Genomic DNA, 15915 nt, shown 5'->3' with positions numbered 1-15915 from the left:
GGGCCGAGGGATCGCGAAGGCGGAGCAGTTCAGCAACGCCCAGACGGAGCGAATTGTCGGCGCGAGGCGGAGGGGCATACAGACGCACGGTGCCGGGAAGGCAAGCTGAGGGACGAAGGGAAGGCGAAGTGGCCAAGTCAGCAACGGCGAGTGAAGCCAAGACAGCAACCAAGACCGGCGGCAAGACGAGCAGGACCAGGCTCGACGACGAGACCGCGCAGCAGCAGATCCTGAGCGCGGCCGATCGACTGTTCTACGAGCGCGGCGTGCAAGCCGTCGGCATGGACGCCATCCGCGATGCCGCGGGTGTGTCGCTCAAGCGCCTCTACCAGCTGTTTCCGTCCAAGGAGCATCTGATCGAGGCCTACCTGCGGCACCGCGACGCGTTGTGGCAGTCCATGCTCGACGAGCACGTCGACGCCCGGACCGATCCGCGCGAACGCATCCTCGCCGTGTTCGACTTCCTGCGCGACTGGTCGAGCCAGCCGGATTACCGCGGCTGTGCGTTCATCAGGACGTTCAACGAGCTTCGCGCCACGTCACCGCACATCGCGGAGATGGCTACCCATCACAAGGACGGCTTCCGCGCCGAACTCGTCGAACTCGCCCGCGAAGCCGGAGCCGACGCCCCGGAGCAGCTGGCCGACCAGCTCATCCTGCTGAGCGAAGGCGCCATCACCCGCTGCGCGATGGCCGGTTCGTCCGCACCCGCCACGCGCGCACGGGAAGCAGCTGCGGCGATTCTCGACGCCACGCTCAACTAGCCGACGATCAGGACTTCCAGCGTGCGGGGACCGTGGACGCCCTCGACCCGGTCGAGCTCGATGTCGCTGGTGGCCGACGGCCCGCTGATGAACGTCAACGGCCGGGTGGCCTCCAGCCGCGCCAACGCCTCCGGCACGCTGACCACCACCTGATCGGCCCGAACCACACACAGGTGGTAGTCCGGCACCAGAGTGATGATCCGCCGCCCCTGCGCGGCACCCGAGTCCAGCACGATCGTGCCCGTCTCCGCGATCGCCACCGCGCAACCGGTCACCACACCGTCCACCCTGTCCAGCTCGGACAACGCCAGCGGCGGATCGTCGGACTTCCACTCGACCCCGGACACTCGCCACGAATCAGGGGCATCAGCAGGCACGACGACGGTCTTCGCCGAGCGCCGGGCCAAGCACTCGGCGATCCGATCCGGCACCTCGGCCTCGGACACCCGGTGCACGATCGCCTTGTAGTCGGCGACCCGTTCGTCCAGCAGCGCGAGCACGTCGGACGCCGAGCGCTCCCGCTCGTAGTCCCGCACCACCGGCGGACTCGCCGGACGGTCCACCGCACGGATCCTGCTCAGGATCTCTTCACGAGCGCTCGACACGATTGCGCCTCCACCACGTGCGGAACGACTCCTTGGGCACCGCAGGCGCGTTCCGCGAATCCGTCCACTTCGCTCCCGGCCCCGGAATCCTCTTGATCCACCCGTCACGGGCCAGGAACCGCGACAGCGACCCGGCCTTCTGCGCCGCCTCGTACCGCTTCGGATCGGCGAACACCCACGCGGCCGCAGCCATCGCCAGCGCCTCCGGTGTGCGTTTGCCCTTCGCCTCCACGGCCTCCGCCCGCAGGTGCGTCAGTACCTCGGGAATGTTGATCCGCACCGGGCACACCTCGAAGCACGCTCCGCACAGCGACGACGCGTACGGCAGCGAAGCGGCCTGCTTGTCGTGCATGTCGCCGACGAGCTGCGGCGCCAGGATCGCCCCGATCGGTCCCGGGTAGACCGACCCGTAGGAATGCCCACCGGTCCGCTCGTACACCGGGCACACGTTCAGGCATGCCGAACACCGGATGCACCGCAGCGCCTGCCGGCCCACCTTGTCCGCCAGCGTTGCTGTTCGTCCGTTGTCCAACAGGACCAGGTGGAACTTCTGCGGCCCGTCGCCCGGTGTCACCCCCGTCCACACCGACGTGTACGGATTCATCCGCTCCGCGGTGGACGACCTCGGCAGGAGCTGCAGGAACACCTCGAGGTCCTGCCAGGTGGGCACCAGCTTCTCGATGCCCATCACGGTGATCAGCGTCTCCGGCAACGTCAGGCACATGCGCCCGTTGCCCTCCGACTCGACCACCACGATCGACCCGGTGTCGGCGACGGCGAAGTTCGCCCCGGAGATCGCGACCTTGGCGGAAAGGAACTTGCGCCGCAGGTACTTGCGCGCCGCCTCCGCCAGATCCTTCGGCTCGTCGGACGCCGGCTTCTCCGTCATCCGCCTGCTGAAGATCTCGCGGATCTCCGCCCGGTTGCGGTGGATCGCCGGCACCAGAATGTGCGACGGCCGGTCCTCGCCGAGCTGCACGATCAACTCGGCAAGGTCGGTCTCGATCGCGTTCACCCCGCCGGCCTGCAGCGCCTCGTTCAGCCCGATCTCCGCCGTGGCCATGGACTTGACCTTGACCACCTCGTCGGTGCCCTCGGCGCGGATCAGATCGAGCACGATCTGATTGGCCTCTTCGGCGTCCCGCGCCCAGTGCACGACGCCGCCGCGCGCCGTGACGGCCTCCTCGAGCCGCACCAAGTAGGTGTCGAGATTGGCGAGCACGTCGTCCTTGATCGCCTCGCCCGCGCGGCGCAGCCGCTCCCAGTCCGCCATCTCGGAGACGACCTCGGCGCGCTTGGCCCGGATCGTCGTGGTCGCTTTGCGCAGGTTGCGACGTAGTTGCGTGTTGGCCAACGCCTCGTGCGCGGCCTTCGGAAAGGCTGGACTGCCCAGCCAGGTCACCGGGTTGCGGCCGCCCACGGCTCCTCCTCCGTACTCGCCAGGATCGACGCCAGGTGGACGGTCTGCACGCCCGTCTTCAACCGCGACAAACCACCGCCGATATGCATCAGGCACGAGTTGTCGCCGGCACACAGCACCTGCGCACCGGTGTCCAGCACGTTGCGCATCTTGTCGGCGAGCATCGCCGTGGACGTCTCGGAATTCTTCAGCGCGAACGTGCCACCGAAGCCGCAGCACTGCTCGGCCAACGGCAGTTCGACGAGCTCCAGCCCTCTCACCGCACGCAGCAGGCGCAGCGGCCGGTCCCCCACGCCGAGCATCCGCAGTGAGTGGCACGTCGGGTGGTAGGTGACGCGGTGCGGGAAGTAGGCGCCGACGTCCTCGACACCCAATACGTCGATGATGAACTCGCTCAGCTCGTAGGTGTGCTCGACCGCCGGCCCGGTGCCGCACAGGTCCGGGTGGATGTCCCGCACCATCGCCGAGCACGAGCCGGACGGCGCCACCACATAGTCGTATTCGGCGAAGACGTCGGCATAAGACTCAGCGAGCTTGCGGGCGTGATCCCGGTAGCCGGTGTTGAAGTGCATTTGCCCGCAGCATGTCTGCCCGAGTGGGAAATCGACCTCGCAGCCCAGCCGTTCCAGCAGGCGAACGACGTCTTTGGCCGTGTCCGGGTACAGCGTGTCAGTCAGACAGGTGGCGAACAGTGCGACGCGCGGACCGCTCATGACCGGCCCGCGGGAATCCGGCCCAGGACGAGTAACGCTGATCGTGAAGGCATCTCCCGGCTGCCCGGATCCGACATGCTCGGTTCCTTTTCGTTCGGGTACGCATCCGCGCATGATTCTGCTGAACGTGCGCCCGGACCGCCAGCCGTCTCATCCTGAGCGACGAATGCGCTGCTCACCCGTGCCGGTCAGCGGAACGGTCACGGGCTCGCGCGTTCTTTCGACTTGGCTATGCCGCGAGCTCGGCAAGCTCACGGCGGCGCTGCTCCCATTCTTCCCCGCGCCACGTGGCAGGCATGGCGGCCAACGCATCTGCGGCGGCGCGACGGGCGCCTTGCCGATCGTCAAGGGCGTGCAGCACGAAGGCTCGCTCGCCGGTGAAGAACGACGGCGTGTACCAGTAGCCGGACTCGGGCACCTCACCCGGAAGCCGATCAACCAACTGGTCAGCTCGACCGAGCTGGCGGGCGGCCTCGGTCCGGTCCCCGCCGCGCGCCAATACGTCGGCGCGTTGATAGGCCAAGTACGTGCGCAGTGCAGGGTGGGAGCGCGGGTTGCGAGCAGCGGCCTCGTTCAGCGCATCAGCCGTACGCACGTCGTGACGGCGCAAGCTTCGGTCCGCCGCGAACGACAACGCGGTCACCAGGCGATGTGAGTCGTCCGCTTCGATCGCCAGAACAGTCGCCCGGTCCAGATGTCGCCGCGATTCACCCCACTGACCGAGCGGGATCGCCAACCACCCGAGGTACTGCTCGATCTCGGACAACAGCCCGACGGCACAGGAGCGCGCATCGCCCGATGCGTTGCGAGCCAGCCGGTCCACCAGTGCGGCTTGCCGCCGAACACTGGGCACGACTTCGGCAGCACCCGCGACGTCTTCCAACCGTCGCAAACTCCCCAGCACCGACGCGACAGCATCGAGCGCGACCACGTCGGTCCGTCCGCGCAGCGCAGCCGACACACGATCGGCGGCTTCGGTAGGCGCAAAGCCGAGGTCGGCTTCTGTTGCGTCGTACACAGCGCACAGTGCGGCGCGAACGAGCGACGACGGACGCCGCACGGTCCCGCGTTCCAACTTGCCGAGGTGATTGGCGTCGAAGGCCGAGTCCTTGCCGTGATGACGGGCGATCCACGCCACCACCAATTCGGCCACTTCCTCGCGGCTCGCATGGGTGCCCGGTGAGCGTCGAGAGGGCATCGATTCGCGGGCGAACCGCAGCCGTTCGTTCGGTTCGGGCACGAATTCAGCGTACGACGTTCCCGCGGGATCCTGCCGATCTTCCCTCCCGCCCTAGGACCCCTGTGACCAGGCTCGGAAGCCATGACGTGGAACTCCGGACCGATGGTGCCGCCACCACCTGGCCAGTCCGCCGCCGACACCGGGCACGAGCGGACGGTGGAAACTGACACCCTGCTGTTCACCACGATCGCGCAATCCTGCCCTGGCATCGTGCGCACGCTGACGTTGCTGATACGCGAGCTCACCGAAGCCGACCTCGAGCCTGCCACCATGAGAATGCTGGGCGAGCGGATCCAACGGATCGGCGAAGCGGTTTCCGCGCACGCGAAGCGCTCCACCTGGGACGAATGACCGTCGAAGGCCGCCTTGTGCGGACCTCCAACACTTCTGGAGCAATGTGCGCCCTGTCACACGTCCCGCTGCGCCGCCCGGAGGACTGATCAACTCCGGCTGACCGAACCCCGCCGAGGTGCAGATCCACCCCGCTATCTGCGCCGAATCACCCACGGCAGACCCGCTCACCTGCGCACTCGGCACTGCCCACGCCGGATCACCGCACCGGGTGCTGTTCGCCGCAAAGCCTTTGGATCCACCGACAACGGCTCGGCTTCCAGCGCCTTCACCGGCCACCACCCCGGGCCCATTCTGTGATCCACGACATACCCCTGTGCCCGCTGTGACGATCTGAGGAGCCCGCCGTGTCCGAGCACACCTGCACCTTCGGCCTGTGGTACGACTTCCGGAATCCGGCGCGGTGGCCGCGCAGCTTCACCAGCTTCTACGCCGAGACCCTCGACCAGATCGCCTGGGCGGAAAGCCGCGGCATCGAGTCGGTGTGGCTCACCGAGCACCACTTCATGGCCGACGGCTACACGCCGTCGCCGTTCGTCATCGGTGGCGCGATCGCCGCCCGCACGAAGTCGCTCAAGATCGGCACCAACCTGATCGTCTCCCCGCTGCACAACCCCATCCGCCTCGCCGAGGACGCCGCCACCCTGTCCCTGCTCAGCGGCGGCCGGTTCGACCTCGGCGTCGGCCAGGGCTACTGGCAGCCGGAGTTCCAAGCCTTCGGCCGGAACCTGCGCAACCGGCCCAGCTTGCTGGAAGAAGGCGTCGAGATCATCCGCCGCGCCTGGTCGCGGGACACCGCGGAGTTCCACGGCAAGCGCTACGACTTCCCCGCGCTGCCGGTCACCCCGCAGCCGGAGGCCACCCCGCAACTGTTGGTCGGCGCCATGGCCGAGCCCGCCATCGAGCGCGTCGCCCGCATCGCCGACGGCTTCCTCAGTACCCAGAACGCCCACCACCAGATGTACATCGACGCGCTGGAGAAGGTCGGCAAACCGGTCGACGAGGGCCGCATCTACGCAGGTCAGTGGGCAATCATCGCCGAGGACCCGGAACGCGAGTGGGCCCGCATCGGCCAGCACGCGCTCTACCAGATCAACGGCTACATCGGCATGGGCGCGTTCGGCCCGCCGGACCAGGTCCCCACCTTCCCGAACCCGCAGGCCCTGCTGGACGCCGGCGCGTTCCTGCTGTGGGACGTCGACACCGCGGTCAGCGAGCTGACCACGCTGCTGCTCGACCGTCCGCAGATCAAGGACGTGCACTTCTGGGCGCAGCTGCCCGGCGAATCGGTGGAGAGCGGGTCGGCCCGCATCGAACTGCTCACCTCCCGCGTCATCCCGCAAGTACGCGCGGCCGTCGCGGCCGGACGACAGGAGGTGTCCGTATGACCCCTGCGCCGGCCTCCGGCTCCCCCTTGTTGATCACCGACTTCCTGTACCGGGCACGCGACCTGTTCGCCGCGAAGACGATCACCCAGTACCAGGACGGCGAGAAGATCTTCAGCTACACCTACGCCGAGTACGCCGACCGCGTGCTGCGCCTCGCTCAAGCCCTGATCGACCTCGGGGTGCGGCCAGGCGATCGGGTCGCGACGCTGGCGTGGAACCACCACCGCCATCTCGAGCTGTACCTGGCAGCTCCGCTGGCGGGAGCCGTGCTGCACACGCTCAACCTGCGGTTGGCAGCCGACGAGATCGCCTACATCGTCGACCACGCCGATGACCGCGTGGTGTTCGTCGACTCGTCGCTGCTGCCGTTGCTGGACAGCGTCCGCTCCCGCCGCCCCGAGATGCCGGTGATCACCACCGACGGGGACAGCCCGAACCACGACGAACTGATCGCGGCCGCCACGCCGCTGGAAAAACCCGTACCGCGGGACGAGAACGACCTGGCCGCGCTCTGCTACACCTCCGGCACCACCGGCGCCCCCAAGGGCGTCGGCTACTCGCACCGCGCGCTCTACCTGCACACCTTCGCCGCATGCCTGGCCGACGGCCACGCGATCTGCGAGCGCGACACCGTCTGCCACGTCGTCCCGATGTTCCACGCCAACGCGTGGGGCATCCCGTTCGCCGCGTTGATGACCGGCGCGAATCAGGTCCTGCCCGGGCCGCACCCGTCGGTGGCCGACATCGCCACCATGCTCTCGACCGAACAGGTCACCTACACCGGCATGGTCCCGACGGTCGCCGTCGACCTGGTCAAACACGCCACGGCCAACCGGATCGACCTGACCAGTTTGCGGGCCCTGGTGCTCGGCGGCTCGACCCCGACCCCGGAGCTGATCCGCAGCATCGAGGAAGACCTGGGCGTGCCGGCCTACCAGGGCTGGGGCATGACCGAGCTGTCCCCGATGGGCACATTCGCCCGCCCACCACGCGACGCCGACGACGACCCGCAGCGCCGCTACGAGTACGTCCGTCGCCAGGGACGCCTGCTACCCGGCCTGCACTGGAAGCTCGTCGACGACGACGGCAACGAGGTCCCGCACAACGGAGTCGACCGGGGCGAGCTGCTCATGCGCGGACCGTGGGTCGCCGACCGCTACTTCCGCGACGAGCACCCGGAGGCGTTCGCCGACGGCTGGTTGCGTACCGGCGACATCGCGACCATCGACTCCGAGGGCTACCTGACCATCGTCGACCGGGCCAAAGACCTGATCAAGAGCGGCGGTGAGTGGATCAGCTCGCTGGCGCTCGAGCAGGCACTGACGACGATCCCCCAGGTCGCCGAGGCAGCCGTCATCGCGGTCCCGCACGAACGCTGGCAGGAACGTCCACTGGCCTTCGTCGTCGCCGCCGAAGGCGCCCAGCTGGACCCCGAGCAGGTGCGGTCGGCCCTGGCCGAGCGGGTGCCGCGCTGGTGGCTGCCCGAACGCGTCATCGTCGTCGACTCCCTGCCCAGGACCAGCGTCGGAAAGCTCGACAAGAAGCGGCTGCGCAGCAGCGTCGGCGCCGGACTCTTCGCGGACCCGCACCATGCGGCGCCCTCACCCGCATAACCCGCACCTCCACGCCCGTCACGAGGAGGACCTTGCGTGAAGTTCGGCATCTTCTACGTCCTGGAATGTCCCGACCACGACTTCCCGCGTGCCTATCGCGAGATGCTCGAACAGGTCGAGTACGCCGAACTGCTGGGCTTCGACGAAGTGTGGCTGGCCGAGCACCACGGCAGCGACTACGGCTCGATGCCCTCCCCGCAGGTGGCCGCCGCCGCCATCGCGCAACGCACCGAGCGCATGCGCATCGGGATCGCGGTCAGCAACCTGACGTTCGACTGGCCGGTCCGCATCGCCGAGGACTACGCGATGGCCGACGTCCTCTCCGGCGGACGGCTCGACTTCGGCGTCGGCCGCGGCTACCAACCGCACGAGTTCCGCAACATGGGCGCGGGCGAACGGCAGGCGGAAAGCCGTGAGGTGTTCGTCGAGGCCCTCGACATCATCCGCGGCCTGTGGAGCAAACCCACCGGTCAGCCGTTCTCGTACCACGGCAAGCACTTCGACATCACCGACGTGGACTGCCGGCCCACCCCGGTGCAGCGCCCGACCCCGCCGATCTACCTCGCCTCGATCAGCCCGGAGTCGTTCGACCTGGCCGTCGCACAGGGCTGCAACATGCTCGTCACGCCGACGCTGATGACGATGCCGGAGCTGAACGCGTTCGTCGTCGACGCCAAACGGCGATTACGGGATCTCGGCCGGGACATCCTCGAGCTGGATTTCCCGATGAACTGGCAGATCCACCTCGCGGAGACCGAACAGGCCGCGGTCGACAACGCGCGCGAGGCGCTGACCTGGTACTTCGACTCGGTTCTGTCCATCGTTCCGCAAGGCGAGGACGTGCCGCCGAGCTACGAGCGGTACGCCGAACTGGTCTCCGCCACCGACAAGGCGGGCGGCGTCACCGTTGACGGCTTGCGCGACGGCGGCGTCGTCTACGTCGGCGACCCCGACGGCCTGATCCGGCAGCTCGAGTCGCTGCACGACGAGACCGGGCTGCAACACCTCATCTGCTGGATGCGCTTCGGCGGCACTTCGGCGACAAGATCAGCAGGCGGAACGTCCTCGTCGCCACGTTGCTCATCATGGGCGGCGCGACCGTCCTCATCGGCCTCATCCCGGCCTACTCGGCGATCGGTGTCTGGGCTCCGGTGCTGCTGACGCTGTGCCGGATCGCGCAGGGCATCGCGCTCGGCGGCGAGTGGGGTGGCGCCGCGCTGCTGTCGGTGGAGAACGCGCCGGCCCGCCGCAAGGGACTGTTCGGTTCGTCCACGCAGATCGGCTCCCCCCGCCGGGCTGCTGCTGGCCAGCCTTGTCGTCAGTGTGTCGTCGTGGGTCAGCGGGGACGCCTTCGGCGACTGGGGTTGGCGGATCCCGTTCCTGGCCAACGTGGTGATCGTCCTGGTCGGCCTGTACATCCGCCGCGGGCTGGCCGAGTCGCGGGACTTCGTCACCACGAAGGCGAAGGACGACGTCACGAAGGTCCCGGTCGCGGAGGTCCTACGCACGGATTGGCGGTCGGTCCTGATCGGGGCGGGCCTGGCGGCGGCCAACAATGCGCTCTACTACGTCATCGCGACCTACACCCTGGCGTACGTCACCGACTCGCTGAAGGTGCCGGAGTCGCAGACGCTGAACCACCTGACCATCGTCTCGGTGTGCTATCTGATCTCCATCCCGGTGTTCGGGTGGCTCTCCGACCGGGTGGGGCTGCGCCGTCAGGTGACGCTGGCGGCCCTGGCCGCCGCTGCCTTCACGTTCCCGTACTTCGCGATGATCGAGACGGGTGACTCGTGGATCATCCTGCTCGGCATGATTCTCGGGCTGGCGGTCATCCAGTCCGCCGCCTACGCGCCGCAGCCGGCGATCTACTGCGAGCTGTTCCCGACCAAGATCCGCTACACCGGCGCGTCGCTGGCGTACGCGCTGCCGACCACGCTCGTCGGCGGGACCACGCCGTTCATCGCGACCTGGTTGTACAGCGAAACCGACAGCAACACCGCCATGGCCTGGTACATCGTCGGGCTCTGCCTGGTTGCGGCCGGATGTGCGTGGCTGGCGCACCGCCGGCACGTGCGGGTCACGCAAGCGGCCGCCGAGCCGGCGGGAGGCGTGCATGTCTGAGGCCACGGAGCTGCTGGACTGGGCGGCGGACCACGCGCGCCGCGGAGTCGCCACGATTCCCGAACCCGTGCTGCGCAAGGCGATGCTCATCGTCTGCGACGACCTGGCCGAGATGATCGCGGCGCACACCGAGGACGAGGTACGGCAGGTTTCCGCGCAGGCCGTCGACGGTGACGAGTCGACCGTGGTCGGCGTCCCTGGTCGGCGAACTGATCGCGGTCGGGCTTCGGTGGCGAATGCGGTGGCCGCGAACTGGACGGAGCTTGACGGCGGCTACCGCCCGGCAACCTGCCACGGCTCGCTGTACACGCTGCCGACCGCGCTCGCCGAGGTGGAAGCGACGAACGGCAGCGTGGGTGACCTGCTCATCGCGCTCGTGACCGGGTACGAGGTCGTCACCCGGGTCGCCCGCGCGTATCGGCCACCGCTTCCGTTGTCGCGTCATCCTCATGCGTCGTTGTCGCCGATCGGGGCCGCCGCTGCGGTGGGCGCCGCTCGTCGTCTCCCAGCGGACGCGTTTGCCCGAACCGTGCTTGGTGCGGCCTCGATGTCGATGACCAGGCCGTTCGTTAATGCGACCCAAGGTGCCACCGTGCGCAACGCGTGGGCGGCGGCCGCTTCCCAGCTCGGATTCCTCGCCGCGGACATGGCTGACGCCGGGCTGACCGGCAGTCCTACGGCGTTCCGCGAAGTTTTCGCCGACGTCGGTGGCGCGGCGGCGCGAGAGGAAGAGCTCACGCAGGGCTTGGGTGAGCGCTACGGCGTGCAGGACGCCTATCACAAGCCGTACGCGTGCTGTCAGTATCTGCATTCCAGCGTGGAAGCCGCCGGTCAGCTGGCGAAGCGGATACCGGTCGACAAGATCGTCGAGATTGCTGTACGCGCGCACCCGCTTGCTGCGGCGCTCGACAACAAGAGCCCCGAAACGAGCCTTGCCGCGCGTTTCTCGCTGCCCCATGCCGTGGCCGCCGTGCTCTTGGCCGGCGAACCCGATATGAAGGCGTTCGCCCGGGAGTCACTGCACGAGGCAACAGTCGTCCAGCTGCGGGATCGCGTGCGGATCGAGGAGTGGACCGACGTACCCGAGCCGCCGCACGACCGGCCGTCCAGTGTGCGGGTGACCCTGGCGGATGGCAGCGTCCACGAGGAAACCGTGATGTCTGCGCTCGGCGGACCGGACCGGCCGATGTCGCGCGAGCAGCTCCTCGACAAGTTCCGAACGCTGACGGCCGAGCTCAGACCCGGCTTCGCTGCACAGGCTGAGGCGCTGACCGACCCTGACCGGCCGCTGGACCTCGACGTCCCGCTCCGCGTGGTGCTGGATCGACTTCTCGGGGAGGTGTCCTGATGTCCGTCGTCGACGTTCTGATCGACAAGGTCGCCGATCTTCCGGAGCTTCCGCCGGACATCGAAGCGTCCGCGCGGCTGCATTTCCTCGACGCCGTCGGAGTGGGGCTGGCAGCCACTCGTCGCGGGCCCGTACGTGAGCTTCCCTCCACCGTCGCCACGACCGGGCCCTGCACCGTTCTGGGCGCCGACGCGACCACCTCGCCGGCCGAAGCGGCCCTGGTCAACGGCACACTCATCCACTCGCTGGAGTACGACGACACCCACACCGGCTCCGTGATGCACGGCAGCAGCGTGCTCGCGCCTGCGGTGCTTGCCGCGGCCGAGGACACCGGCGCGGACGGCCGGCAGGTCATCAAGGCTTTCGCCGTGGGGTGGGAGGTGCTCGTCCGCCTCGGCCTGGCCAGCCCGAGCGGGTTCCAGCGCGTGGGATTCCAAGGCACGTCGGTCGCCGGGCCGCTCGCCGGCGCCCTGGCCGTCGGCCTGATCAACGGTCTCGACCGCGAACGGCTCGCTGACGCGATCGGCGTCGCGGCCAGCTTCGCTGCGGGCAACTTCACGTTCCTGGCCAGCGGCGCGACCAGCAAAGCCGCCCAGGTCGGCAGCGCAGCGCAGGCCGCCGTGTCCGCGGTTCGCCTGGTCGGTGGCGGTGTGACCGGAGCCCGGACGGTCTTCGAGGGCGAGCGCGGATTCTTCGGGCTCTACGCGCGAGACGCCGCCGCTGCCGAGCGCTTCCAGTCGTCGCTGGAGGATCTCGGAACGCGCTGGTACTTGGCGGAAGCGGCGTTCAAGGGTTTGCCGTGCTGCCACTTCCTGCACCCGTTCGTCGAGGCCGTCGCCGAGCTGAACCTCGGACCCGGTGGTCACGAGCGCCTGCAGCGACTGACGTGCCACGTGCCCACCAGGCAGGAGCACGTCATCGCGGTTCCTTGGGAGCGCAAGCAGTCACCCGAACGTGCTGACGAAGCACGGTGGAGCCTGCCGTACGTCGTGGCCCTGCAAGCCGTGCGCGGTCAGGTTGACCTTGATGACTTCGTCGGCGAGCCGGACCCGGAAGTCGTGCGGTTCGCACAGCGCGTGACCTGGGAGCCCTGGCCGGATTCGGGCTATCCCGCACGGTTCCCCGCGAAGCTCGAAGCGGCATGGGACGACGGCAGCCGCCAACTCGTCCGGATCCCCGACGTCGACGGCAACGGCTCCCGCCCGTGGGATGCCACTCGCGTCATCGCGAAGTTCCGCGACAACTGCGCCGCAACGGGGGTCGATCCGGCGAGCATGGATTCGGTAACGGAGGCCATCGTCAACGCCGCCCAGCCCGACCTCGCCGCGGTACGGCGACTCGCTGGGCGGGCGTAGCGGTTGGACGAGTACCGCGCGTGCCGCCTCGTGGCGAGCTACCGCTGGGACGCGAAGGCGCCGGCTCGGCGACCGATCTCCCCACCGACAAGTAAACAAGTCGTTTTGTCGACAAAGTGTGCGGCGTTGGATGGCTGGCTCGCCGTCCCGAGATCGACAAGCCCACCGTCCGGGCACGGGCCGACCCGCGTCACTCAGTGCGGCTAACGTCGCGGTGTGGACGAACTGCTGTGGTTGGAAGAAGTCACCGGAGACCGTGCGCTGGACTGGGTCCGGGCCCGCAATGAGGAGACGGTCACCACCCTGACCAAGGACGAGCGGTTCGCGCAGCTGCAGCGCGAGATTCGCCAGGTGTGGGACGCCGACGACCGGATCCCGTTCGTCGTCCGGCGCGGCGAGTACCTCTACAACTTCTGGCAGGACGCCGACCATCCGCGCGGTCTCTGGCGCCGGACGACGCTGGAGTCCTACCGCCAAGCGCAACCAGACTGGGAGGTCGTCCTCGACGTCGACGAGCTGGCCGCCGCGGAGGGCGAGAACTGGGTCTGGCGCGGAGCGACAGCGCGGCGGCCGGACTACGACCGCTGCTTGATCGAACTGTCCCGCGGCGGGGCCGACGCCACCGTGGTCCGGGAGTTCGACCTGCGTGAACTGAGGTTCGTGCCCGACGGGTTCACGCTGCCCGAGGCGAAGCACCAGGTCAGCTGGATCGACCGGGACCGCATCTACGTCGGCACGGATTTCGGCCCCGGCTCGCTGACCGCCTCCGGGTATCCCCGGCAGGTCAGGGAATGGCGGCGCGGCACCCCCGTGTCCGAGGCGCAGCTGGTGTTCGAAGGCGAAGAGGACGACGTGGCGGTCGGCGGCTGGCACGACGCCACTCCCGGCTTCGAGCGCGACTGGATCCATCGCTCCATCGACTTCTTCAACTCGGAAAAGCTGCTGCGCACCGAGAACGGCCTGCGGCGCATCGACGTGCCGAACGACAGCAGGCTCAGCGTTCACCGGGAGTGGATGCTGGTGCGTCCGCGCTCCGAGTGGCTGGGCCATCCACCCGGCTCACTACTGGCCATCCGGTTCGACGACTTCCTCGCGGGCAAGCGTGACTTCACCGTCGTCTACCGACCGGACGAGCATTCCTCGCTGCAGTATCACGTCTGGACCCGCGACTACCTGCTGCTCGAGACACTCACCGACGTCAAGAGCCGCCTGTATCTCGTCGAACCCGGCACCTGGCAGCGAGACGAGCTCCCCGGGGTCCCGGACATCGGCAGCGCCGACATCATCGACACCTCGCCGGACGACTCCAACGAGTACTTCCTGCGCACCTCCGGATTCACCCAGCCGTCCACGCTCAGCCGGGGCGTCCTCGACGCCGAGGAGCCGCAGCCGCTCAAGCAGAGCCCCGCCTGGTTCGACACCGACCGCATCACCGTCGAGCAGCACTTCGCGACCTCGGACGACGGGACCGCGATCCCCTACTTCGTCGTCGGGCGACCGGAGCCCGGCCCCACCCTGCTCAACGCCTACGGCGGCTTCGAGGTCTCCTTGACCCCTTCCTACAGCGGGACGGTCGGCCGAGGCTGGCTGGCCCGCGGCGGCCGCTACGTGGTGGCGAACATCCGTGGCGGCGGCGAGTACGGTCCGCGCTGGCATCAGACGGCCCTGCGACACAACCGTCACCGGGCCTACGAGGACCTGGCCGCCGTGGCCAGGGACCTTCTCGACCGCGGCCTGTGCACGCCCCAGCAGCTCGGCGTGGAAGGCGGCAGCAACGGTGGCCTGCTCGCGGGCGTCATGCTCACCCGCTACCCCGAACTGTTCGGTGCGGTCGTGGCGCATGTGCCGCTGACGGACATGCTGCGCTATCACCGGCTGCTGGCCGGAGCCTCCTGGATCGCAGAGTACGGCGACCCCGACGACCCCGAGGACGCCGCCTACCTGCGCACCTACTCACCGCTGCACAACCTGGAGCGTGACCGCCGCTACCCGCCGACCCTGATCGTGACCTCGACCAGGGACGACCGCGTACATCCCGGGCATGCCCGCAAACTCGCCGCCCGGATGCGCGAACTGGGCCACGAGGTGCACTACTACGAGAACATCGAAGGCGGCCACGGTGCGGCGGCCGACAACGCCCAGCGCGCGTTCCACTGGGCGTTGACCTTCGCGTTCCTGTGGCGCTGTCTCGGGTGACGCGGTCCGCGCGCCGCGCATGAAAGCCGGCCGAACGGGATATCCATCCGGCGTGCCAGCGCAACCTCCGTCGGCCGTCGAAGAAGGAACGTTCCGCACCATCGTGCGGGACATCCCCCGGCTTCTCCGGCATCCGATCTGGACCCGTCGGGAACACATCGGCCGAGGCCAGGGCGTGTTGCTGATCCCGGGCTTCGGGTTCGGCGACCGCAGCCTGGCATTGGCGCGCACCTGGTTCGCGGCGCGTGGCTATCGCGCCATCGGTTCCCGCACCGGCTTGAACGTCGGCTGCACCACCACCATGGTGGAGCGACTGGAGCGCACGCTGGAGCGGCATGCCGAGGCGACCGGCCGCAAAGTGATCGTCTTCGGCCAGAGCCGCGGCGGCTGGCTGGGGCGCATCGTGGCGGTCCGCCGGCCCGACCTGGTCGGCGGACTGGTCATGCTGGCCAGCGCGGTGCTCAACCCCCTGGGCGGCAGGGCCAAGTTCCTCGCCGTCGCCCGCGTGATCGCCCGGCTCGGCACCGCCGGCATCCCCGGCGTGGTCGACCAGGACTGCTTCACCGGCCCCTGCTACCGCACCAACCGCGAGCACCTGGACAGCCCGCTGCCCGGCGACATCCCGGCGGTCTCCGTCTTTTCCCGGCACGACAAGATCGCGCCGTGGGAGCTGTGCCGGGACCCGAGTGCAGAACACGTCGAAGTGCGCAGCACGCACACCGGCATGGCGCTCGACCCCGACGTCTACGCCGCCCTGCTCCCCCGCTTGACAAGCTGGGCCAGCTGAGTATCACCGGC

At 68.8% G+C, this 15915-nt stretch carries 13 protein-coding genes and 2 pseudogenes; 11 read left to right on the top strand and 4 right to left on the bottom strand.

Translation table 11 applies throughout. The features are described 5' to 3' along the window. Nucleotides 1–128 precede the first annotated feature (128 nt). Nucleotides 129–764: a TetR/AcrR family transcriptional regulator gene (locus tag YWY_RS0116200; RefSeq protein WP_245566703.1), complete on the top strand. Its 636-nt coding sequence runs from the start codon at nucleotides 129–131 to the stop codon at nucleotides 762–764. Here YWY_RS0116200 and YWY_RS0116195 read toward each other — a convergent pair. The 4 genes from YWY_RS0116195 to YWY_RS22425 form a co-directional block, all read right to left on the bottom strand. Next, nucleotides 761–1369, bottom strand: coding sequence for a LutC/YkgG family protein (locus YWY_RS0116195; RefSeq protein ID WP_028848471.1), 609 nt, complete (start codon nucleotides 1367–1369; stop codon nucleotides 761–763). The two genes, YWY_RS0116200 and YWY_RS0116195, sit on opposite strands and share 4 nt — an antisense overlap. Next, nucleotides 1353–2789: a LutB/LldF family L-lactate oxidation iron-sulfur protein gene (locus YWY_RS0116190; RefSeq protein ID WP_028848470.1), complete on the bottom strand. Its 1437-nt coding sequence runs from the start codon at nucleotides 2787–2789 to the stop codon at nucleotides 1353–1355. Before YWY_RS0116190 ends, YWY_RS0116195 begins: the two co-directional genes overlap by 17 nt. Beyond that, the gene (locus YWY_RS0116185; protein ID WP_028848469.1) at nucleotides 2768–3502 is read right to left on the bottom strand and encodes a (Fe-S)-binding protein; all 735 of its coding nucleotides are present in this window, start codon (nucleotides 3500–3502) and stop codon (nucleotides 2768–2770) included. The genes YWY_RS0116190 and YWY_RS0116185 overlap by 22 nt, the downstream gene beginning before the upstream one ends. A gap of 229 nt (nucleotides 3503–3731) precedes the next feature. Next, nucleotides 3732–4742 (bottom strand): NsdA family TPR-like regulatory protein, encoded by a 1011-nt coding sequence (locus tag YWY_RS22425; RefSeq protein WP_245566065.1) that lies wholly within the window; start codon nucleotides 4740–4742, stop codon nucleotides 3732–3734. An 81-nt stretch (nucleotides 4743–4823) separates the two neighbouring features. On the opposite strand from YWY_RS22425, the gene YWY_RS0116175 reads away from it, so the two are divergent. The 10 genes and pseudogenes from YWY_RS0116175 (at nucleotide 4824) to YWY_RS0116135 (ending at nucleotide 15904) form a co-directional block, all read left to right on the top strand. Beyond that, on the top strand, nucleotides 4824–5093 hold the full coding sequence (locus YWY_RS0116175; RefSeq protein WP_156899308.1) for a hypothetical protein: 270 nt from the start codon (nucleotides 4824–4826) through the stop codon (nucleotides 5091–5093). Nucleotides 5094–5440: 347 nt separating this feature from the next. Further along, nucleotides 5441–6481: an LLM class flavin-dependent oxidoreductase gene (locus YWY_RS0116170; RefSeq protein ID WP_028848467.1), complete on the top strand. Its 1041-nt coding sequence runs from the start codon at nucleotides 5441–5443 to the stop codon at nucleotides 6479–6481. Beyond that, on the top strand, nucleotides 6478–8094 hold the full coding sequence (locus tag YWY_RS0116165) for a long-chain fatty acid--CoA ligase (protein WP_028848466.1): 1617 nt from the start codon (nucleotides 6478–6480) through the stop codon (nucleotides 8092–8094). The genes YWY_RS0116170 and YWY_RS0116165 overlap by 4 nt, the downstream gene beginning before the upstream one ends. Nucleotides 8095–8130: 36 nt before the next feature. Further along, nucleotides 8131–9069: pseudogene (locus tag YWY_RS22420) on the top strand (LLM class flavin-dependent oxidoreductase); the annotation flags it as partial. A 110-nt stretch (nucleotides 9070–9179) separates the two neighbouring features. Beyond that, nucleotides 9180–9317 (top strand): annotated as a pseudogene (locus YWY_RS25055) (MFS transporter); the annotation flags it as partial. A 100-nt stretch (nucleotides 9318–9417) separates the two neighbouring features. Further along, nucleotides 9418–10218 carry an MFS transporter gene (locus tag YWY_RS22415; RefSeq protein ID WP_051310354.1) on the top strand — a complete coding sequence of 267 codons (801 nt, stop codon included), beginning with the start codon at nucleotides 9418–9420 and terminating at the stop codon, nucleotides 10216–10218. Next, on the top strand, nucleotides 10211–11566 hold the full coding sequence (locus YWY_RS22410) for an MmgE/PrpD family protein (RefSeq protein ID WP_156899306.1): 1356 nt from the start codon (nucleotides 10211–10213) through the stop codon (nucleotides 11564–11566). Before YWY_RS22415 ends, YWY_RS22410 begins: the two co-directional genes overlap by 8 nt. Then, the gene (locus YWY_RS23390) at nucleotides 11566–12921 is read left to right on the top strand and encodes an MmgE/PrpD family protein (RefSeq protein ID WP_051310352.1); all 1356 of its coding nucleotides are present in this window, start codon (nucleotides 11566–11568) and stop codon (nucleotides 12919–12921) included. The genes YWY_RS22410 and YWY_RS23390 overlap by 1 nt, the downstream gene beginning before the upstream one ends. Nucleotides 12922–13137: 216 nt before the next feature. Then, nucleotides 13138–15117, top strand: a complete 1980-nt coding sequence (locus YWY_RS0116140) for a prolyl oligopeptidase family serine peptidase (RefSeq protein ID WP_028848465.1) — start codon at nucleotides 13138–13140, stop codon at nucleotides 15115–15117. A 52-nt stretch (nucleotides 15118–15169) separates the two neighbouring features. After that, nucleotides 15170–15904 (top strand): alpha/beta hydrolase, encoded by a 735-nt coding sequence (locus YWY_RS0116135; RefSeq protein ID WP_245566702.1) that lies wholly within the window; start codon nucleotides 15170–15172, stop codon nucleotides 15902–15904. Nucleotides 15905–15915: the final 11 nt, after the last annotated feature.

It is taken from the genome of Thermocrispum agreste DSM 44070 (assembly GCF_000427905.1).
In the GTDB taxonomy this organism is placed as follows: domain Bacteria; phylum Actinomycetota; class Actinomycetes; order Mycobacteriales; family Pseudonocardiaceae; genus Thermocrispum; species Thermocrispum agreste.
Note: the sequence above shows the minus strand (reverse complement) of the source record. Positions and strands in the feature narration are given on the sequence as shown.